We start from the raw sequence: 21,315 nt of genomic DNA, 5'->3' as shown, positions 1-21,315 counted from the left end.
CGACAGCGTGAGGCAATGCCTTGACGCTAGCAGAGGCAATGCACCTGGTATATACCTCGCAGGTGGTATATTTAGCCGATTTTATCGTTTAGAGGGGTATGGATTGGCTACCTCCCGCAGTGACGACTACAACGCCTTGGCCGCCGTGATCGCCGCGTCGCGCGGGACCGGCGATCATTTCGGCAGGGCGATCGTCGGCTGGCTCAGCGGACATGTCCGTTTCGATCACTGCGTGATCTTCGGCTATCGGGGTGCCGCGAGGCCGCCGCTCCTGTTCGAAACGTTCTCTCCGGCGGAGAGCCACATCTTTGTCGCGCTCTACCAGGAGGGGCCCTACCTGCTCGACCCATTCCACCACGCCGCGGTCGAGCGCAAGGAGGGTTTCTGGCGCATGCGCGAGCTCGCGCCGGACCGCTTCTATGCCAGCGAATACTACCGCTCCTATTACAGCCAGACCAAACTTGCCGAGGAGGTCGGCTTCTTCGTGCCGCTGGCCGGCAAGGACGCGCTGGTGCTGTCGCTGATGCGGCTGCGTGCCACCGGCTCGTTCGGAACGGCCGATGCCAGGCTGCTGCGCGACATGGCGCCGGCGGTGATCGGCTTCTGCAGGCAGCGCTGGCCCGCTTTGCCTGCCGAAGAGGTTGTGGCCCGGCCCTCCGGCGAAACCGTCGCGCCGACAAACGAGCTCGACCGGGCGCATATCTGGAAGAGCCTGTCCTTGACCTCGCGCGAAAAGCAGGTCGTCGACCTGGTGCTTCAGGGCCATTCCACGGAATCGATCGCCAGGGCGCTACGCATCGTTCCGGGGACCGTCAAGGTCCACCGCCGCAACATCTACCGCAAGCTCAAGATCAAGTCGCAGGCGGGTCTCTTCGCGCGCTTCGTCGAGATCATCGACGCACGGATCGGATAGCAACGCCGACCGCCGCCCTTGCGGCGGTTCGCGTTGAGCGTCTATCGTGCGGCCGAAATGATCGGCCAGCTATCCCGGCGGCGGATCAGGTGACGAGACAGATTTCAGGACGAGTGAAGCAGCGCATCGCCAATGGCCGACAAATCGCAATTCGGACTGACCGCTGTCGATACCGTTCCGCTGCATGAGAAAGTCTATATGGAGCTCGTGCGGGCGTTGATGTCGGGGCAGCTCCAGCCCGGCCAGAAGCTGACCTCGCGCAAGCTTGCCAAGGAGCTCGGCACCAGCGACATGCCGGTGCGCAGCGCCTTCATGCGGCTGCAGGCGCTGAGAGCGCTGAGCCCGATGCCGAACGGCAGCGTCGAGGTGCCGCTGATTTCCGCCGACCGCTTCCAGCAGCTGACCGCCGTGCGCACGGTCCTGGAAGGCACGGCCACCGAGCTCGCGACAAAACTCATCAACGGCAACAATCTGCGCGCGATCCGGCGCCACTGCGCCGAACTTACCGAAGCCGCCCGCGGCGGCGGGATCGAAAGCTATCTGCGCAAGAACTATGACTTCAAATTCTCGATCTACCGCCATTGCGGCAACGAGCAGATGATCTTTCTGATCGAGACGGTATGGATGCAGGTCGGCCCATTCCTACGAAATCTGCACATCGGTTTCGAGGATGACCTGGCCGGCATTCTCGGCATCGACTACCACGAGGAGGTCGTGGCGGCGATCGAGGCTCATGACGGCGAAAGGGCGCGGGCCGCGATCGTGCGCGATATCACCGAGGGCGCGACCCACATCCTCGGCCAGGTGAAATTTCCAGAACTGCGCCACTGACAGGCAAGCGGGCCTCCGAATCCGGCTTGGCTTTCGCCGATCGGGCCGCTATGTTGCGATCGCAGATCGCATAATGTGGACCTGAAATGCCTCCCGATATCCCGGCTAATGATTTGAAAAAATGAAGGAAAATCGCTCGGCATCAGCCGCGTTGGCCTTCACGAACTCACAAGCCGAAAATTGGATATCGTAGCCGACAGGGCTACAGCCCAGAAAAACAGGGGCTGGAAATTGAGCGATGCGATTGCAGACGTTTTGAAGTGGCTGGACAGCAGGAAGGACATCCAGAGCCTGCGGGCGGCGGTGTGCGACCTGAACGGAATCATGCGCGGCAAGCGCATTCCGGTCGAGCAGGCGCGCAAGGCGCTCGAAGGCAAGCTGCGCATGCCCTACTCGGCCATCGGGCTCGACATATGGGGCGAGGACATCGAAGGCAACGCCCAGGTGTTCTCGACCGGCGACGCCGACGGCCTTTGCCATTGGACGGGGCGCGGCATATTGCCGGTCAACTGGACGGCACACCCGACGGCGCTGTTGCCGGTCTGGTTGGCGGACGACAGCGGCGCGCCCTACCTTGGCGATCCGCGCCGCGCGCTGGCCCGCATCCTCGACCGCTATGCCGCGCTAGGACTGACGCCCGTCACCGCGACCGAGCTCGAATTCTACCTTGTCGACCCGACGTCGCAGCGGCCTGTCGGACCGGTCTCGCCGGTAACCGGGCGACGCCTCGATTCCGACGCGGCGCTTTCGATCGACGAGGTCGACGATTTCGAAGCCTTCATCCACGATATCTACGAAGCCTGCCGTATGCAGGACATTCCGGTCGACACCGCGATCGCCGAGAACGGCGTCGGCCAGTTCGAGATCAATCTCAACCATGTGCCCGACGCCCTGCGCGCCGCGGACGACGCTGTGCTCTTCAAGCGCACCGTCAAGGGCATCGCGCGCAAGCATGGCTTTGCCGCCTGCTTCATGGCCAAGCCCTATGGCGAGCGCGCCGGCAACGGTTTCCATGTCCATTTCAGCGTCCTCGACAGGCAAGGCCGCAACATCTTCGACGACGGCTCGGATCAGGGTTCCGATGCCATGCGCCATGCGGTTGGCGGCCTGCTTGCCGCGATGGCCCAGAGCACGCTGGTGTTCGCGCCGCATTTCAATTCCTACCGCCGGCTGCGGCCGCGATCCTATGCGCCGACGGCCGTTGCCTGGGGTTATGAAAACCGCATGGTGGCGATTCGCATTCCGGGTGGCCCGTCGGCCGCACGCCGCATCGAGCACCGCGTCTCCGGCGCCGACGCCAATCCCTATCTGGTGCTGGCGGCGATTCTCGGCGCGGCCTTGATCGGTATCGAGCGCCAGCTCTCGCCCGGTGAGCCGACCGGCGGCGAAGGCCAGGGGCTGACGCTCGCCAAGCTGCCGCCGGATTGGGCCTCGGCGATCGCCGCCTTCGAGGCGGGCCAGCGTGTCGCCGAAATCTTCCCGGACGTGCTGCGCGACGCCTTCGTCGCCTGCAAGCGCCAGGAGCTGAACACTTTCGCGCTCAACGTCAGCGACTTCGAGATCGAGACCTATCTCGAAAGTGTTTAGCCGACCTTGAGCCGGTCGCTCAGCGCGCCGCCCACGCCAGCCCTCGGCGCAGGATGGTGCGCATCTGCGGGACCTCGAACTCCGAGGCCACGTGACCGAGCGAGGAATAAAACACGCGCCCCTTGCCGTGCCGGCGCTTCCACACCACCGGCATGACGACGCCGTCGATCCACGGCGCGTGGTCGCCGGAAAAAGTGGTGGTCGCCAGCACCTCGTTGGATGGATCGACATGCATGTAATACTGTTCGGAGCGGTAGGCGAAATCCTCGATGCCTTGCATGATCGGGTCGTCGCGCCGCACCACGTTCACTTGATAATCGATGATGTTGCCGGGATGCGCGACCCATTGGCCGCCGCACATGAACTGGTAGTTCGTTGATTCGCGAAAAGCGTCGCCCATGCCGCCATGATAGCCGCCGAGGCCGACGCCGTTTTCGACCGCCTCGGTCAGGTTCGCCTCTTCGGCCTTGGTGAGCTTGGACATGGTATAGATCGGCACGATCAGGCTGAGATCGGCGATCGCCGGATCGGCAAAAGCTGCCGTCGTGTTTTCGACGCGCACGGCAAAGCCTTCTTCCTCGAGCATCGCCTTGACGGCGCGCGCGCCGGCTTCGGGCTCATGCCCGTCCCAGCCGCCCCATACGATCAGCGCTTGCCGCATTTTCCTCTCCGTCAGTTTGGTTGCGTTCATTCGAGATCGCCTAGGGCGAATACTTGCCAGGATTTCGGAGATGCCCGTCAGCAAAAAAGCCCGAAGCGAGCCTACCCGCCGACGGCGAAACACGAAACCATTCGAACGCGGCGCGCCTTATGCGGCCTGTTGAAGCCTTACCCGAAAAATATGCCGGCGGGGAGGTGACATCCCGGTCGCGGGAACCAGATTGGGTCGAGGGCCACTGGTGCCTGGACAGATCCGTGATCGTCACGAAACGCACAGGAACATGATCATGATGATTCTCGCCTTCGGTGCAGCGGGAAATTTTGCGGGCAGCGTCATTCCCGCCCTTGCCGCTCGGGGTGCGCGCGTCCGTGCCTTCGTCCGCAAGCCTGAGCAGGCTGAACTGGTACGCCGTCACGGCGCAACCGAGGTTGCCATCGGCGATCTGCGCGATCGTGCAGCTTTGGATGGGGCGCTCAAGGATGTGGGCGCCGTCTTCTATATCGCCCCAGCCTTCATTCCCGCCGAGGCTGATGTGGGAAAGAAAGTCGTGGAGGCCGCTATCGACGCCGGTGTGCGCCGGTTCGTGTTCTCGGCCGTGATCCATCCGGTGCTTTCGGACCTCGTCAATCATGTCGCCAAAGCGCCGGTCGAGGAGGCGGTTCTCAACTCCGGCCTGGAATATACGTTCCTCCATCCGGCGCGCTACTTCCAGAACTACGCGGCATTCTGGCCCAAAGTCGTGAAAGAGGGCGTGCTTGCGGAGCCCTGGTCGTCCGGGACACGCTTTTCGCTGGTCGACTATCGCGATGTCGCCGAGGTCGCCGCGATAGCCCTGACCGAAGAGCGGCTGCTTTTTGGAACGTTCGAGCTCTGCGCACCTGGGCAACTTAACCGCCTCGATGTCGCTGCGCTGATGAGCGATGTGCTGGGCCATGAAGTTAGGGAGCGCCGCGATCCCGATGTGCTCGGCGATGTTCCTCCCGGCTTGCGGGCGATGTTCGATCACTACGATCGCCACGGCCTGCTCGGCAACCCACTGACGCTACGTGCGATCTTGGGCCGGGAGCCGCGGTCGCTGCGTGCTTATTTGGAGGAATTGGCGCAAGGCGATCCTGCCCGATCCGGCGAGCAAGGATGAACAGCCGGCCCCCATGCCACCCCAGCCGAATACAAAAACGGCCCGCGAGGAGCGGGCCGTTTTTTGTTTGGTTGCGGGGACCCGCAACCCCTGTTGTCATAACATCCTCGGACCTTTGATTTTGGTCGGGTTTGGCGAATTCAAGGATGCCGAACAGCTCGCCGCGTAGCTCGGCATGCACCTCGCCGCGCTTGTCGCCAGGCGTGAGCACGATCTCTCCGATCAAGGAGCGCAGCGCCTCGGCGGCGGGACGTCCGTCCTCATGGTCGGCAAGTGCTTGCGTGAGCTGCTCGACCCGCTTGCGGTAGAGAGTGGCGATGTTGGGATGCAGGTCGGGCATGTCAGTGGGCGCCAGAGCCAGACGCGCGGTGATCTCCGCCTTCTGCCTCTCCAGGTCTTCCATTCTCGCTTTCATCGAAGGCTGGTAAAGGCCGTCCTCGATCGCGGCCATGATGCCGGCGATGGCGCGCTCGACCTTGTCGAGCGCCTTGCGGTCCTGTTCGCCTTGCGCGCGACGCTCCTGGTTAAGGCGGTTGGTTTCCTGGACATAGGCTCTGATCGCCTCGGCGACGGCATCGGCCGAGACCAACCTTTCCTTCAGGCCTGCGAGAACGCGCTGCTCGATCTTCTCGCGCGTGATGGTGCGGCCATTGTCGCAGATGCCCCGGCGCTGGTGATTGAGGCAGGCATAGCGCTCGCGTGTGAACAGGCCGTATCGCCCACCGCAGCAGCCGCAGGTGAGCAGGCCGGAAAGCAGTGAGACCGGCCGCTTCATGGTGTGAAGCTTCCTCGCCCTAGCCTTGCGCGTGGCGATGGCCACCGCCTCGAACTGACTGGCAATGGATTTCTGTCTCTCTTTCACGGCCTGCCACAATTCGTCCTCAACGATCCTGAGATGCGGCACCTCGGTTCGGATCCATTTGGCTGGCGGATTGGCCCGAGACACGCGCTTGCCGGTGGCGGGATCCTTGACGAAATGCATCCGGTTCCAAACCAGCACACCGGTATAGAGCTCATTGTTGATGACGCCGGTCCCCCGGATGACATGCCCGCGCACGCTGGTATCGCCCCAGTGTCGGCCGAGCGGACCAGGAATGCCCTCGTTGTTAAGGTCGACGGCGATCGCCTTCGGGCTCTTGCCGGCGGCGAACTCGCGGAAGATGCGGCGCACGATGATCGCTTCCTCGGGCACGATCTCGCGATCGCCACGGACGGGCTCGCCTTCGCTGTCGAGCTTCTTCAACACCCGATAGCCGTAGCACAACCCGCCTCCGGCCTTACCCTTCTCCACCCTCCCGCGCAGGCCGCGATGCGTCTTGAGCGCAAGGTCCTTGAGGAACAGGGCATTCATCGTGCCCTTGAGGCCGACATGCAGCTCGCTGATCTCACCCTCGGCCAAGGTGACGATGGTGACGCCGGCGAATTTGAGGTGCTTGAAGAGCGTGGCGACATCTGCCTGGTCGCGGCTGATGCGATCGAGCGCCTCGGCCAGCACCACGTCGAAGCGGCCGCGCTGCGCATCGCGTATCAAATGCTGGATGCCCGGCCGCAGCACGGTGCTGGCACCGGAGATCGCCGCGTCCTCAAAAGTTCCCGCCACGGTCCAGCCCTCACGCGCCGCCTGCTCACGGCACAGCCTCAACTGGTCCTCGATGGAGGCATCCCGCTGGCTATCGGAAGAATAGCGGGCATAGAGCGCGACACGGGTCATGGCGGCAGATCCTCTCTCCTGTTTCCAAGGGGTTCACCATCCGGCCCCCTGCCCTCTTCTTCTTGGTGGCTCGGCCGATTATCGTTGGCCGCAAGCCCGCCCTCGAATGCTTCCCGCGCCAGCCGTCGGCCGATCAGCCGGGCGATATCCAGCACCACCCGATCCAGGCTGGCCGCCGCGATGCTTTCAGGGCGACCCTCGTGGCTGGCGAGGTCGCCGTTGTCGTTCGCCGGAAGCAAAGCCTGTGGGCCGGTCCTGGTTTTCTCTGCCATGAGTCGCTCCCAATGGTGGATTGACCTGCCATCAGAGGCCTCGGGACTGCGAGGGAAAGCACGAAGTTCATGTCGTAAGGCCACAGCGTGCAATGACTTGCGCCGTGCGGTCTCGCATCAATCGTAAAGGTCGGGCTGCAGGCGTGGGAACGTGCTGATGCTGACGTCCGGCAGAACCATCCGTGGGACGCGAACCGACGCAATTTGTCTGCCGCCTCTCATAATCCCGGACTGTTGATAGTCGATATCGCCTGCGAGTTGCACACCTGAAGATACATTTCAGCGGGCGAGTCACAGGACCGCTACATCGCCACAGTACTCCGCCGCGCCTTCCGCTTCGAGCGCAGCGATCAGCTTGACTGCGGACTCCCAATGCTTGGCAACATCGCTCCGCGTCCTTTCCCGGCTCGGGCGACCAACCGGCAAAGTTCCCGCGATCGCCCTTAAGTCACTTAGCACCGAAGCTATGTGCGGCCACGGGAAGTCCGTAGGGTCACCAATATCCCGGTCGGCGCCGACGATCATTTCTAACTTGGCAATGACGCCGACGAGCGACGTAGCCGCGACTTCGGGGAGAGAATCTTGAAGCTTAAGAGCTTCGGTCATCGCAAAGACCTCGGCCTCACGCGCAACCGCATACGCCCATGGGCCACCAAGAGTGCGCGATCGTCGGTCTTGAACTCGCGTCGGTGAATCTGCGGTCAATCCCTGAATTCCGGGATTGACCATCATTTGACTCTCCAACCGCTGCTGCACGCGGCATAATAGCAGGGAGATGTATCGAGCCATTTGCCAATCACTCATTAGCAGAAGCGCAGGATCGCCTATGGCTGCAGATTGCAATTCCGTGCCGTTGCGGCTTGTGGCGAGAAGAGTCGGCTTTTTCGCTGCCACAGCACAGTCTCCTTCCGGGGGCAAGTTTCCCGCTGAGTGGGTCAATACCAATCACGGAACCTGATTTTTCGAATGTGATTTGTAGAGAATACTCCGTGGTGAAATACTCTGCAAGGCGCTGTTCTCGGATTTATGGAAATACGAGAAGCGTTTGCGCAAAACCTAAGAGCCTTGCGGCGGGCTAGAGGCCTGTCACAGGAAGAGCTTGCGCACCAGGCTGGGATCGATCGCACTTATATCAGCGCGTTGGAACGTAACGTATACAACGCAAGCATCGATGTCGTTGACCGGCTGGCTGAAGTGCTGGATGTGGATATCGCAGAATTGCTGAAACGACCCTCAGATGGTCCTCAGAGATCGAAGTCTGAGCTTGACGAATAGAGAAATTGATAACTTAGGGTGTGTAAACCTCGATTGCCCGACGTATGGACAAGCGTCAGCCGGTTGGAAAAAATTTCGCGCGTATTCGGGCGAGAGACAGACCTGATGCAGGAAAACGTTGAACACGCTCAGCAGTATCTGAGCGGCTTCAAGCGCCGTCGGCAAACCCCACGGTGATCACTCTTATTCCTGAGCCGCAGCCGCCTTATAACAGGCACCTCGATGACAGAGACGTCTAACTGCTTAGAAAGAACACGTCATCAACCTTCGGTGTGAGTCGTCGCTGCATCATCTCTCCTTGAACGCCTCTGACGTTACTTCAACCATTGGCGAGAACACGTATTCCAGAATTCGCCGGCTATCGGTTCTTATTTCCACAGTTGCAGCCATGCCCGGCGTCAGTTGCACGTCGTGGCCGTCGGCGCTCACAACAGTCTTGTCCGGCGTCAGAGTGACGGGAAACACCAGGTTCTGGGTTCGCTCAGCGCCGGCAAAAGTTGCATTGGATATCTGAGCTGCCGGATTGCCTTCTAGCTGGGCTGCATCCGGTTCGGGAATGGCGTCAGTCGCCACATTGGTCACCGTCGCGTTGATGGTGCCGTAGCGAGTAAACGGAAAAGACTGGACCTTGACTACCGCCTGCTGTCCTACTTTCACGAAGCCGATGTCGGTGTTGAGGACATAAACCCGCAATTCCAACTTGGAATCGTCGGGAACAATTCGCATGACCTCCTGGCCCACCGTGACGACCTGGCCGATGTTGGTAATTACGGATTCTTCCACCGTTCCGGAGATCGGGCTAACTATCGTCTTGCGCTCGCGCTCGGCGGTGGCTTTGGCAAGCTTCTGAGTGAGGTCATCGATCTGCCTTTCGGCATCTCCCAGCTTCTGGGTGTTGTCGGTGATGAATTCCTCGATCGTCTTGGCGATCTCGCGTTCCACCACTTCGGCACCCGCCTCGGCATCGGCCATTTGGCCTTTCTGGATGGCCAGCTGTGTGACCTGGTATTTAAGCGTTTCCGTGGCGTCGATGACATTTGACTTCGTATCGGCGTCGGCGGCCGCGGCGGTGGAGCGCATGGTCACGCGATCCTGCAAAGTCGAGATCAATGATTTTTGCGTCTCGATTGTTTGCGCAAATTGCTGTTCCTCTGTCAGCTTCTGTTGGCGTTGAGCGCCGAGTGAATCCAGGTTTGATGTGAGTTGGCCGAGATCGCTGTTCAGTATATTCTGCTCGCGAATGCGCAGCAGATCGGGAACATCGTCTTCCCAAGCGATAGAAGGCGCCGGCGAGAAGCTCCTTTGGCGCGCCGCGCCGATGGCAGCGCGTCGGCGCGTAGCCTCGGCGAGGTAGGACGCGAGAGCGCGTCTGAAGCCAGCCTCATCGGCGAGTTCCTCGGCGGCATCGAGTTCAAGCAGGACGTCACCCTGGCGAACATGGGTGCCATCTGGAGGCGGAAGAGCCTTCACCCGGCCGGTCTCCAGCGGCTGGATGATCTTGACCTTTCCTGTCGGCTCGAATTTCCCCTGCGCCGAGGCGATGATGTCGATGCGCCCGAAATAAGCCCAGATGAGCGCGACTGCGACGAACGCGCAGACGATCACGATAAAGGCCAAGCGCACCGGCGATGGTGGCGTTTCCAGAATTTCCAGCGCCGGCGCTAAGAATTCTTGATCCGAGCGTCTTGGTCTCAGCCGGCGGAACGGCCGTTGAGGTACTGGTTGGCCAGCGGCAGGCGGCGGCTGAGGAATGGCGTTCATCAGGCGAACACCTGATCGTTCTGCAGCGCCCAGAGCCTGGCATAGACGCCATTCGGTTGAGCTATAAGTTCAGCGTGGCTGCCGATCTCGACAACACGGCCGTCGGCCATGCCGATGATGCGATGACATGGCCGCACCGCCGCCAGCCGATGGGCAATGATAATCACGGTACGCCCTTGCACGATCTGGCGCATATTAGCCTGGATCACGCGCTCGCTTTCGTAGTCGAGCGCTGAGGTTGCCTCGTCGAAGATCAGGATCGGTGGGTTGGTAGCAAGCGCCCTGGCGATTGCGATGCGCTGGCGCTGGCCGCCCGAGAGATTGGCCCCGCGCTCCTCAATGACCGTATCATAACCTGCCGGCAGCCTGGCGATGAACTCATCGGCTCCGGCCAATCTGGCGATCGCGATGACATTGGCGCGTGGCAATGCCGGGTTAGCGAAGGCAATGTTGTCGTGAATGGTGCGGTTAAACAGCAGGTTCTCCTGCAGCACCACTCCGATCTGACTGCGCAACCACGCTGGGTCGACCTGGGACAAGTCCGCTCCATCGAGTAGCACCTGCCCTTCTTCAGGGGTGTAGAGACGCTGGATCAATTTAGTCAGGGTGGATTTGCCCGATCCTGACGCGCCGACAATGCCAATGACTTCGCCCGGTTGAATCGCGAGCGATATGGACTTGAGCACCTCAGGTGAGCCCGGCCGATAGCGGAAGCTGATGTTGCGCAGCTCGATCGCGCCTTTCGGAGGCGGCAGGACCAGGCTTGTTTGCGGCATCCGCTCCATGGGCGTGTTGAGGATGTCGCCGAGCCGGTCGACAGAGATCTGCACCTGCTGGAAGTCCTGCCAGAGTTGTGACAACCGCAGGATTGGCTGTACCGTCTGGTTGGCGATCATGTTGAAGGCCACGAGCGCCCCAACAGAAAGCTCGCCGTCGATAACGGCCTTTGCTCCGAAGAGAAGCAGCAACGCCGTCGAGAGCTTGGAAACATACTGTATGGCATTCTGGCCGCCGGCGCTCAGCATCGTGGCATCGAATGACGTGCGAACATAGGCGGCGAGGCGTTCGGCCCATTGCGCTTGCATCACCGGCTCGACGGCGCCGGCCTTGACCGTCTGGATGCCGACGATGGCCTCGACCAGAAACTGCTGGCTCACCGCGCCCCGGTTGAACTTCTCCTTGATCATCGCCCGTAGCGAGGGCCGCACCAAGACCGCAATCAGGACGTAAAGCGGGATTGATCCGACGACGATCATGGTGAGCTTCCACGAGTACGCATAAAGCACCGCGATGAAGACGATCGTGAATACGAGGTCGATTGCCGAAAAAAGCCCCTGTCCCGTCAGAAAGTTGCGGATAGTCTCAAGCTCGCGCACCCGCGCCACTGTCTGGCCGGCCGACCGCGTCTCGAAATAACCCAGCGGCAGACGCAGCAGGTGCTGGAACAGCTTTTGCCCCAGCTCGACATCGATGCGGTTGGTGGTGTGCGAGAGCGCGTAGCTGCGCAGATACTGCAGTATTACGTCGAACAAGCCGATGATAGCCATGCCCGCCACAAGCACGAACAAGGTGGAATAACCCTTGTGAGTCAGTACTTTGTCGACCACCACCTGGAAGAACAAGGGCGTTACCAACGCGAAGATCTGCACGAAAAGCGATGCAAGCAGCACATGGGCAAGCGGTTTGCGGTAACGCCAGATCGAGGGCAGGAACCAGCCGAGGCCAAAAGTGCGTGGGTCGGACCCCTGCCCTCCAAGGCGCCTGCCGATCAGGACGATCTCGCCGCCGATTTCCGGCAGCAGAGTATCGATCGTGAGTTCCTTATCGATGCGCGTGATGGGATCGACGAGGCGGAACCGGCCGCTCGGATTTTTGCCACCGAAGACCTGAAAGGAGCCGTCGGCGACACGCACGATCGCCGGTACCGGAAGGGTCTCGATGCGCTTTGGGGTCAAGCTGCCGACGATGCGCGCCTTGAGGCCGATCGACGCGGCCGCGCGGACGAGATCGCGCTCGTTTGCAAGGCGCCCGGTCAGCGCCAACTGGTTGGCGAGGTGCAGTGGATCGGCCGCGATCCGGTAGAAGGCGGCTATGCCGCAGACCGCCCGGAGGCCGGAGTCGAGCGGCTGTGCCCGCGCGGGGATCATCTCGGGGCTATCCACGCCGGCGCCCTCTCATTGTGTCAGCGACCCCACCCAGCGATTGTTTTCCATGACGAGGCGGCAATCGGCGTTTCCTGCCTTATCGCATCGGGACATTTCCACACCGCGATCGGCGGCCATGCCGGCTCTTCCGTCATACTGAAAATAGGCGTGCCACGTGCCGTCCGACTTGCCGATACCCTGCGGATGACGACCACGGTGAGCCAGCCGCGAAGGGCAAGATCGCGGGCCTGCGGAGCATAGTTTTCGGCGCGTTCGCCTTTCACCTCAGCCCCCGAGTGCCCGGTTCCACCTGTGATCAATGCGACCGGCAGTGGCCCTTTCGTTCCCACTGCCTTCACGACGAGGCTGTCGAGATGATAGAGTTTCCCTCCAATCACCACATGAAGAAATTGGCGGGTTTCGGTGAAATCCGCGTCATCAGCCATGGCGCTTGCACAGAGCAGCCAATCGATCATCGCCACCAGAGCAAAGATGAAGTTCCTTGGCATCATCATGTCTCAAGGTGTTATACGGGCATCGCGACCGACGTATCCGAGGGCGCTATCATCGACCGTCTTCGGATTTCAGGTGAAATGGAACTGGCTTTGATCCCCTTGCAACTGGGCCAAGGTGGTGTTCTTCAAGGTGATCGTGTCGTTGGCATCCGCGGTTATGATGACGTCGCTCCCCGACTGCGACGATGCCGCCAAGAGATGCGCCCAATCCGCGAACACGGCGTGATTAATGTCGATCTGATCAGGGGACGTCCCACCGAAGCCGAACGTACCGACGTTTCCCGAGCCGATGAAACCCGAGATGGTCTCATGCCCAAAATTTGGTTGAAAGACAAACGTATCCGAGTGGCCTGTATATGACCAGGGAGGACTGCTCACAGAAGCCAGTGTTACGGTTTCGTTCTGGTTCATGATAATCGTGTCGCTGGTACCGCCGATCGTCACATTGCTTCCTGCGGCCAGATTGATCGTCTCAGATGTAGCAGTCAGCGAACTGCCAGAACTGTTGAAATTGACCACCGTCCCTGTTCCGCCCGTCACGCTCGCGGCGGCGGTGCCATTAACGTTTACGATATTACCCGTTCCGGTCACCGTCGCCATCTCCTGACCCGAGGTCACGGTCAGGATATTGTTGTTGCCATTGACCGTAGCCGTGTCAGTGGAGTTCGACTCGGTCGTCGTCATGCCTACGCCATTCACGGCAGTGGTCGATGTGGCAAGTGCGCCGGAAGAGGCTGGCGGGGTTGTCGTGATTACCGACGTCGATTGTCCGTCGGCACTGACATTGGTGACGATGGTCTGCTTGAGGGTGCCATTGGTGTTGAAGTTGGTGACGGTCTCGGTGATGGTGCCGTCAATATGGGTGGTTGCCGCGTCTACGTGATCCGTGGTGCCGTTGTTGTCAGTGTCCTCGTTCAGGGTTGTGGTCAATCTGTCTGCACTGATGTTCTCGGTGCCTTTGGCAACCACAGCGCCAGAGGAATTCACATCCTGGATGGTGCCGATCTGCGAGCCGTCGATCTGAGTCTGCCACGTCTCGGTGTGTTCGTAGGTCCCGTTGCCATCGTAGTCCGCCTGGACGATCTTCGAGAGGCCGTCGGCGCTGACGGACGTAATTACCTTTGAAGCTACTGTTTTGTTGCTGGTTGAGATCGCCGAACTCCAGAGCACCTTGCCCGGAAGCGGCGCGACGGCCTTGGCGGCGGCGTCGTTGGTCGCGGTCGTCACCGTCGAGCCATCGATAGCCGTGACCGTCGTCGACGTCTCATCGACGCTGGTGTCGCTGTTCAACGTGACATTGGTCATCTTGGTTTTGCCGTCAGCGCTTACAGTCACCGACGTGGTCTTCAGCAAGACAGGCGTTTTGGAAGATCCCCAGCCCGTGCTGATTTTGGTGCTCGTCTGGTAGTCCTTAACGGTCTCGCTATAGGAGCCATTCGCATTGTATACGCGAGTATCGGAACGGGAACGATCGACCGTACCATCATTGTTGAAGTCCCAGCTTGTATTGGTTGTCAGACCGTCGAAGCTCGTAGTCGAGCTCATCCAGTCCGCCACAGCTCCGGTAGGCAGCAGGTCCCAAATGCTGGTTTGAGAGCTGCCGTCGACCAGTTTCGTGATCGCCTCCGTCTGATCAACAATTCCATCGCCGTTGGCGTCGCGACTGACGCTGGTGATGCGCCCGTCTGCACTTCTCGTTGTGACGGTCTGGTCCTTCAAAACCCAACTGCCATTATAATGGCCGACCATCGTGACGATCGAGCCGTCGGCCAAGGTATAAGAGCCATCGGCTTCGCTCTGGTTGAAGCTTCCTGAACCGGTCGTGTCGCGCTGAATCCACACATTGAGACCATTGGCACTGGTCGTGCTTACCGACTTCGAGAGCAGGGCTCCGTTGCTCCCGGTATTGGTGAACGTCTCGGTGCTCGACCCAGTTGCATTGATGACTTTGACGTCCGTCGAGGTTTCGCTCGGGGTGGAAGAACCGCCAAAGTACCATTGCTTGGTTCTGCTGAGGCCGTCGGCGCTGGTGGTCTGAGCGTACTTGCCCATTTGAGCACCGGCCTGGGCTTCGGCAATCGTTTCCGTCTTGGAGCCATCGGCATTCAGCACGGTTTGATCGGTGCTGGTCTTGCCGAAGGTGCCTGAGCCCGTCAAATCAAATTGCTTGGTAACGGTCAGGCCATCCTTGCTGGTGGAGATAACTTCCTTGTCCTTGGTGGTTGCACTATAGGCGTTCCACCAGCCGTTGTTTTCCCAGACTCGACCAGTCACCGTCAGGGCTGAGTCTGTGATCGTGTCAACTTTGGACCCATCCGCATTCAGAACCGTGACGTCGGTCGTTTGGTTTTCGAAACGGGTGTCGCCATTGGCGTCATATTGCACGGTCTTCGACAACCCATTCGCGCTATCCGTCTCGTAACGACCGTTCGTCCCCCCCCAAATTAGGCCGTAAACATTCTGGTTTACCGTCCCGTCCATGTTGTAAGTTGTGACCGAACCATCGGTGTTGACCTGCTTAAGTACTGTCTGATCTACGGTGCCGTCGCCATTGACATCACGGGCGGTCGTGATCGTCATCCGGCTGGCGCTCGTAGTGGTCGTGGTCTTGTCGTGAAGGCTGCCGTTGGGGTTAAGATCTGATAAGACCTCAGTTATCGATCCGTCGGCATTCAGAGTTTCGACGTCGTTCGTGGTGCGGCTGAAGGTGCCCGCTCCCGTTCCATCCATCTGTGTCGTGATGGACAAGCCGTTGGCGCTCGTCGTGATGACAGTCTTGTCTTTCAGCCCGCCGCTCGCATTGAGATCGGAGATCGTCTCGCTCCGGGAGCCATCGGCGTTGAGCACAATGACATCAGTCTTTGATTGATCGACTACGCCATCGCCGTTGAGGTCGGTCGCAATCGTTGTTGACATGCCGGTGGCACTGACGGTTTTGGTTGACTTCGAAACCAGGATACCAGTCGCGCTATAGGCAGAAGTGACTGTGGTCACCGAACCATCGGCGTTGGTGACGGCTGTGGTAGAAACGTCGTTGACGCCGTTGCCGTCGATATCGGTAGTGACCGTAACCGTCTTCTTATCGCCACTGGAGACTGTGACGGTCTTGCTCAGCAGCGTATTGTTGCCGCTGTAGTCGGAGACCGTTTCGGTCACGGAGCCAGCCGTGCCGTAGGACACCACGACCAAGGCGGTGTCCACGGGCGTGCTGCTGCCATCGAGATAATGAGCCACCGACTTCGTTAGGCCATCGCCACTGCTAGTGGTGACAGTCTTGCTAATCAAGGTGGTGCCGGCGCCATTGTAAGTCGATACCGTTTCGGTCTTCGAACCATCGGCGTTGAACACCGTCACGTCGGCAATGTCGCTGTCCAGCACACCGTCGCCATTGGCATCGTTCAGCATCGTCACCGACAAGCCGTTGCCGCTCGCGGTGACGATGCGCTTGCTGAGCAAGGTACCATTACGGCTAGTGTCGCTGATGGTCTCCGTCTTCGAGCCGTCCGCATTCAGCACCGTTACGTTCGAAACTGTGTCGTCGATCGCTCCGTCGATATTGCGCGAAACCGTGGTTGATAGCCCATTGGCACTGGTCGCAGTCACCATCTGATCGATCTGCACGCCGCTGGCGCTGGTATCCGTTACCGTCTGCGTGGTCGAGCCGTCGACATTGAGCACGCTGACGCGGGTCTGGTCGGCATGGCCGTCGCCATTGCGGTCGATTGTCACCGTGGAGGTCTTGCGGTCGGCACTGTCGGTCGTCACGGTCTTGGAAAGCAGGACGCCCGTGTTGCTGGTCGTCGAGAGCGTCTGCGTGCGGCTGCCGTCGGCGTTGAGCACGATCGCGTCCGTTACCGTCCGGTCGATGATGCCATCGCCATTGAGATCCTCCTGCTTGGTCTGCGTCAGGCCGTTGGCGGTGGTGGCGGTGATGGTCTTGCCGATCGACGTGCCGTTGGCGCTGGTGTCCGTCACCGTCTCGGTGCGAGAGCCATCCGCATTGGCGACGATGACGTCTGTCTCGACGAGATCGTAGGTGCCCTCGCCATTGATGTCGGTCTTGATCGTCGTCGACAGACCGCCGGCGGAAGCTGTTGTCAGCGTGCGATTGATCAGCGTGCCGTTGCTGGCGAAGTTCGACAACGTCGTGGTGGTCGAACCGTCGGCATTGATGACAATGGTCTTGGCCTGGTCGGTCGCGCCGTCACCGTTGGAATCTATGGTGGTGGTGATGCTTTTCTTGTCGCCGCTGGTTGCCGTGACGGTCTTGCTCAGTGGTGTGCCACCCAGCGCATAATCCGAAACCGCCTCTGTCCGCGAGCCGTCCGCTGCGACGGTCACGATGTCTGTGACCTGGTCAACCGGCGAGGTGCCACCGTCAAGGTAACGAGAAACCGTCTTCGTCAGGCCGTCGGCACTGGTGGTAGTGACGGTCTTGGAGATCTGAGTGGTACCGGCGCCGTTGTAGGTCGAGACGGTAGTCGTCACCGAGTTGTCGGAATTGATGACAATTGAAGTCGTCTCGTCAGTGTCGAATGAGCCGGAGCCGGCATGGTCGATGTGGACGGTCTTGCTATGCGAGTCGGCGCTGGTGGTCGTCACCGTCTTGTCGAGCAGAGTCCCATTGTTGCCGGTATCCGTCACGGTCTCAACACGGCTGCCATCGGCATTCACAACCGTGGCATCTGTCGTGATGAAATCGAAGCTGCCTGAGCCGGTGTGATCGGTCTTGGCGGTCTTGGTCTGGCCGTCGGCGCTTGTGGTGACCGCAATCTGGTTAATCGTGGTCCCATTCGCGGCAAGCTGCTTCGTCGTCGTGCTGGTCGAGCCGTCTGCATTGGTGACGAATGTCTCGGACTGGTCCCAAATACCATCGCCGTTCTGGTCAACGAGAGTCGTAATCGTCTTGGTGTCAGCGCTGGTCGTAGTCGCAGTTGCATCCGCTTTGGAGCCGTCAGCGTTAAGATCGGTGATCGTCTCCGTCGAAGAGCCGTCGGCATTGAGGACTATAATGTCGGTCTGGTTCCGATCGAACACGCCGTCGCCGTTGTCGTCGTATCTGGTGGTCTTGTTCTGGCCGTTGGCGCTGACCGTAACCACGTTCTCGAAGGCTTTCGACCCGTCGGTGTTATAGCCCAGAATGTCCTTGGTCACCGAGCCGTCGGCATTCGTAGTCTGGGCCTGATTGATCAGGTAGCCATTGCTGTCGCTTGCCAAGATCGCATCGCCGACCTGACCGGTCGTGCCGTCCGACTTGGTATAAGTTGTCGTGCCGGTTATTGCCGAACCATCATTGAACGTCCGGCCACTCCCAGTCGGCGTGAGATCAATCGAGGTGATGCCAAGCGAGGCCAGCGACACCATCTGGCCATTGACCATGACCTTGAACATGGACCAATCGGCATCACCGGCATCCAGCTTTCCGTCATGGTTGGTATCAAAAACGTCTTTGAGCGCCTGAAGATCGCTTGCCGCAGAGGGATCCCATTGTGTGAAGGCAAGTTGGTTCTTCTGATGTATCTTGCCATCGCCATAGAGATCCAGAACCAGAACTCCGTTGCCTTTGCCCGCCCAAGCCGTGCGGTGTTCATAACCATCGCCGTTCAAATCGAGAAACTGCGTGGATGACGATAATGGATCGATTGACAGGCCGCTGCCAGAGAGGTCGAGAAGGACGGGGTGCCCATTCCAACCATTGTCTCGGTTCCCGGAAACACCGTTGGGATGGCCTGCATGATCGCCCACTGGCGTTGAGATTAGGCCGCCATTTCCGCCCTGGGCGTAGCCGCCGCCTGCACCGTCGCTGCCACCGCCGCGATTGTCCGAAAACCCATGGATCGATGACGTGGTGTACGTGTCAATCTGGACTGGTTTGTCCTGAAGATCCGGAGGCACACCATAGACAGGGTCGAGGGGACTCGGGACCGAATAGGTCCCATCGTTGATTAAACCGCCAGGTGGATGGCCCTGACTGTGATTCGGATCGAAAAGGCCAGTGTCGTCACCGGGTACTGGCGCCTGCGCTCCATCCAATTGCGTGCCGCCTCGCCTTGAACCCCGCGATGGACCAGGCTCCCCGGCGGTGCCGTTGACACCGGAATCATCAGGGTTTTCGCCGCGAGAATCTCCGCTTGGCGCGCCGCCACCAAGCTGTGACGTGCCCCCGAATTCGCTACCACCGCGGCCGGCCGGAGTGTGTTCGCCAGGAGAGTCGAGGCCCGTACCAGCCCCGGTATAATTCGGAAGATGATAGACGGGATCATTTAGGTCGAATCCACCCATCCCGTCTGGCTCAAAGCCCGAAAGCGGGGATGCGGGATCATCACGGTAGGTTGGGTCAGTATTAGCTATAGCCGCTATTGCCACACCAGCTATACTGCCGACGGCGATGGCCGCCAGAAATCCGGCCAACGACGCTGCCGCGGCTGCGGCGACCCCAACTTCGACCGCATCACCAAAGTAAGCAGCAAGAGCTACCCGACTCAAACTGTAGGTAACTTCAGTCACCTTAACGCCTGCATACGCAGCGGCGAATTCCTTCAGTGCGCCTTTCGGCCCTTCCGTAATCGCGCCAAGCATTGCCGAAACGCCGATGCCAATGGGGCCAGTGAATCTTGCGGCCGTCTCGAACGCAGCAGCCGCGGTTTCCAAATTCGGCGCGACCGCCGCCGAGGCCCCTGCCACAGCATCGTCAAATGCCAATGCCGCCGCCATCAGGTGACTAGCTACTTCGTTTCTGGCGTCCTCATTTTCACTCATCTAGCCCCCCGTTTGCCGGCCTGCGGCGTGATCCACGAACAGTAATCGACAATAGAATCGAGAAGAAACCGAGCAACCAGTAGCCTGAAGATATCAAAAAAATCTTCTTTGTTGTATATGCCAAAACCCCATCATAGATAGAAGCTAAATAAATAGACCTTTCAGTCGCAAATCCCATCGATGACACATAAAATAGACACAGTGCAACAATCAGATAGAATGTCGACAGGCCAATAACCTTTGCAGTTAAATTAGTAACACCACTTTCATTATCACTCGGTGCGTAATTTCCGATGTCAGTGACATCTCGGTAGATACGCCAAAGCAGCCAAGATAACCACACTATACTAGCAAGACCGCACGAATTGGCGTAAAACAAGATATCGTCTGGACTTGATCCCAATGGCATCGATGAGACCAAAGGCGTGACCTTGGATGCAGAGATGCTGTAGAGCGCCGGCGGCCAAAAGATGGAAATATACTTAGAGTTAACAATAAAATTGCTAAGTTGCACGACATAGCAGAGGAAATAATAGATAGCAACAGCAATGGCCGTAGACACGACAGGAATAATTGAGGATCTCACGAATACGCGAAACCTGTATATCGTCAGATATCGGTGCTTCCTGTCCTCTGCAGCGTCAGGGAGCCTGGATACCTTAAGGAACTTGAAAGCCCTCTCATATTCTTCGAGAGGAACCGACTTTGGGTCCCTTTTAAGGATCTCATCCAAAGTCAGCATGCAACTCTCTTTGTAGACGACGGACTCATCTTTGGTGGCATCCTCTTTCTGCCAATCCCGAGACGGCGAATGCACTCGCAGCGCTTAGTCTTCATGAATAGATAGATCAAAAGCTTCGTCGTCAATTAGCCAGAGTGAATCCAAGCTGTCGTGACTCAGTGACATCCGTCTACGCAGTCCGTATCCTATGCGCGACTAGGAACACGTCTCAACTGTTCCTCGATAAGCGCCTCTTTGGAACAAAATCAACTTTGCCGTCTTATATCAACCGGGTCTTTCGACTCGCTTTTCACGCAACCGAGACGGCATCACCCTCCCCATATTTTTGTGAACTTGTCACAACGCCCAGTAGAAATATCGATACATACCTTCATACTTCCCGTCCAGCCGAGAGAGCTTGAATCGGCACTTCACATTGTTGTGATGCGGTCAGGTGACGAGTTCAACCGAGCATAGCGCACGTCAGCCACCATTTTTAAGCCGATGCGGACTACCGCCGCAGGTTGAGGAAGTGAGCAGATTTTTCGGCAACCAGATACGGCGGTCGCACAAGGTCGCAAACTTCCAACCCGCGGCATCTGCCGAGGCTCCAGTCGATGCGCGTCGGCCACGAGCGAGCCCTTTGAGGTACTATCCGATGCACCTAGCGAATAGTAGCTGCTAAGGTACCAACTAGAAGCCAGTCCGCCGCCGATCGTTGCAAAGCGGCCAGAGGCCAGGTTGGCGGCACCGGCAAGGCGGCCAGTGACAAAGTCGCTAGGGTTGGCGCTGGATGATGCTGAGCCCACGCTCGGCCGCCATCCTACGGCCGACGTGGGCGATCGCAGTCTGTTCAAAGGGCTGAAGTAGGTCTCGCAACTCCCGGACCCCGCGATCCTAAACCGGTGGCTTAGCCCGTGTCGATTGAGGCTTTGCCCCGCGCCAGTCGAGGTATGCGGCGATCTCCTGCCCGAAGCTTCACGATGCGTGCGGCGTCCGATCTGGTGAGGACAGTTCTCGGTCCAGC

General features: G+C 59.5%; 13 protein-coding genes and 1 pseudogene. 5 read left to right on the top strand and 9 right to left on the bottom strand.

Annotation, left to right across the window (positions count from 1 at the left end):
* Positions 1–103: 103 nt before the first annotated feature.
* The 3 genes from LB520_RS21740 (at position 104) to LB520_RS21730 (ending at position 3,331) form a co-directional block, all read left to right on the top strand.
* Positions 104–913 (top strand): helix-turn-helix transcriptional regulator, encoded by an 810-nt coding sequence (locus tag LB520_RS21740; protein WP_224639129.1) that lies wholly within the window; start codon positions 104–106, stop codon positions 911–913.
* Positions 914–1,045: 132 nt separating this feature from the next.
* Positions 1,046–1,744: a GntR family transcriptional regulator gene (locus LB520_RS21735; protein ID WP_224639126.1), complete on the top strand. Its 699-nt coding sequence runs from the start codon at positions 1,046–1,048 to the stop codon at positions 1,742–1,744.
* A gap of 231 nt (positions 1,745–1,975) precedes the next feature.
* Complete coding sequence (locus LB520_RS21730; protein WP_140635494.1) at positions 1,976–3,331, top strand: glutamine synthetase family protein; 1,356 nt, start codon at positions 1,976–1,978, stop codon at positions 3,329–3,331.
* Positions 3,332–3,350: 19 nt separating this feature from the next.
* Here LB520_RS21730 and LB520_RS21725 read toward each other — a convergent pair whose 3' ends face one another.
* Entirely contained in the window at positions 3,351–3,992 is a 642-nt protein-coding gene (locus tag LB520_RS21725) for a ThuA domain-containing protein (RefSeq protein ID WP_224639383.1), read from the bottom strand.
* Between the two features lie 280 nt (positions 3,993–4,272).
* Here LB520_RS21725 and LB520_RS21720 point away from each other — a divergent pair.
* Positions 4,273–4,875: pseudogene (locus tag LB520_RS21720) on the top strand (SDR family oxidoreductase); the annotation flags it as partial.
* Positions 4,876–4,930: 55 nt separating this feature from the next.
* Here LB520_RS21720 and LB520_RS21715 read toward each other — a convergent pair.
* From LB520_RS21715 to LB520_RS21705, 3 genes are all read right to left on the bottom strand, one after another.
* Complete coding sequence (locus tag LB520_RS21715; RefSeq protein WP_224639124.1) at positions 4,931–6,841, bottom strand: recombinase family protein; 1,911 nt, start codon at positions 6,839–6,841, stop codon at positions 4,931–4,933.
* Entirely contained in the window at positions 6,838–7,113 is a 276-nt protein-coding gene (locus LB520_RS21710) for a hypothetical protein (protein WP_224639122.1), read from the bottom strand. The genes LB520_RS21715 and LB520_RS21710 overlap by 4 nt, the downstream gene beginning before the upstream one ends.
* A 291-nt stretch (positions 7,114–7,404) precedes the next feature.
* Positions 7,405–8,007 (bottom strand): hypothetical protein, encoded by a 603-nt coding sequence (locus tag LB520_RS21705; protein WP_224639120.1) that lies wholly within the window; start codon positions 8,005–8,007, stop codon positions 7,405–7,407.
* Positions 8,008–8,139: 132 nt separating this feature from the next.
* On the opposite strand from LB520_RS21705, the gene LB520_RS21700 reads away from it, so the two are divergent.
* Complete coding sequence (locus LB520_RS21700; protein WP_224634565.1) at positions 8,140–8,388, top strand: helix-turn-helix domain-containing protein; 249 nt, start codon at positions 8,140–8,142, stop codon at positions 8,386–8,388.
* A 288-nt stretch (positions 8,389–8,676) separates the two neighbouring features.
* On the opposite strand, the gene LB520_RS21695 is transcribed toward LB520_RS21700, so the two are convergent.
* The 5 genes from LB520_RS21695 to LB520_RS21675 form a co-directional block, all read right to left on the bottom strand.
* The gene (locus LB520_RS21695) at positions 8,677–10,149 is read right to left on the bottom strand and encodes an HlyD family type I secretion periplasmic adaptor subunit (RefSeq protein WP_224532476.1); all 1,473 of its coding nucleotides are present in this window, start codon (positions 10,147–10,149) and stop codon (positions 8,677–8,679) included.
* Positions 10,149–12,296 carry a type I secretion system permease/ATPase gene (locus LB520_RS21690; RefSeq protein ID WP_224532477.1) on the bottom strand — a complete coding sequence of 716 codons (2,148 nt, stop codon included), beginning with the start codon at positions 12,294–12,296 and terminating at the stop codon, positions 10,149–10,151. The genes LB520_RS21695 and LB520_RS21690 overlap by 1 nt, the downstream gene beginning before the upstream one ends.
* Positions 12,297–12,331: 35 nt before the next feature.
* Positions 12,332–12,808: a hypothetical protein gene (locus LB520_RS21685; RefSeq protein ID WP_224639117.1), complete on the bottom strand. Its 477-nt coding sequence runs from the start codon at positions 12,806–12,808 to the stop codon at positions 12,332–12,334.
* A 69-nt stretch (positions 12,809–12,877) separates the two neighbouring features.
* On the bottom strand, positions 12,878–19,567 hold the full coding sequence (locus LB520_RS21680) for a beta strand repeat-containing protein (protein WP_224639115.1): 6,690 nt from the start codon (positions 19,565–19,567) through the stop codon (positions 12,878–12,880).
* The gene (locus tag LB520_RS21675) at positions 19,560–20,309 is read right to left on the bottom strand and encodes a hypothetical protein (protein ID WP_224639113.1); all 750 of its coding nucleotides are present in this window, start codon (positions 20,307–20,309) and stop codon (positions 19,560–19,562) included. Before LB520_RS21675 ends, LB520_RS21680 begins: the two co-directional genes overlap by 8 nt.
* Positions 20,310–21,315: the final 1,006 nt, after the last annotated feature.

Source organism: Mesorhizobium sp. CA12 (assembly GCF_020165255.1).
Taxonomy (GTDB): Bacteria; Pseudomonadota; Alphaproteobacteria; order Rhizobiales; family Rhizobiaceae; genus Mesorhizobium.
This window is presented reverse-complemented; position numbering and strand designations above follow the sequence as displayed.

Coding starts and splice junctions, on each gene's coding strand:
- LB520_RS21725 (WP_224639383.1), bottom strand. CDS start 3,992: ATGCGGCAAGCGCTGATCGTATGGGGCGGCTGGGACGGGCATGAGCCC.
- LB520_RS21735 (WP_224639126.1), top strand. CDS start 1,046: ATGGCCGACAAATCGCAATTCGGACTGACCGCTGTCGATACCGTTCCG.
- LB520_RS21685 (WP_224639117.1), bottom strand. CDS start 12,808: ATGATGATGCCAAGGAACTTCATCTTTGCTCTGGTGGCGATGATCGAT.
- LB520_RS21715 (WP_224639124.1), bottom strand. CDS start 6,841: ATGACCCGTGTCGCGCTCTATGCCCGCTATTCTTCCGATAGCCAGCGG.
- LB520_RS21675 (WP_224639113.1), bottom strand. CDS start 20,309: ATGCTGACTTTGGATGAGATCCTTAAAAGGGACCCAAAGTCGGTTCCT.
- LB520_RS21700 (WP_224634565.1), top strand. CDS start 8,140: ATGGAAATACGAGAAGCGTTTGCGCAAAACCTAAGAGCCTTGCGGCGG.
- LB520_RS21680 (WP_224639115.1), bottom strand. CDS start 19,567: ATGAGTGAAAATGAGGACGCCAGAAACGAAGTAGCTAGTCACCTGATG.
- LB520_RS21690 (WP_224532477.1), bottom strand. CDS start 12,296: ATGATCCCCGCGCGGGCACAGCCGCTCGACTCCGGCCTCCGGGCGGTC.
- LB520_RS21710 (WP_224639122.1), bottom strand. CDS start 7,113: ATGGCAGAGAAAACCAGGACCGGCCCACAGGCTTTGCTTCCGGCGAAC.
- LB520_RS21695 (WP_224532476.1), bottom strand. CDS start 10,149: ATGAACGCCATTCCTCAGCCGCCGCCTGCCGCTGGCCAACCAGTACCT.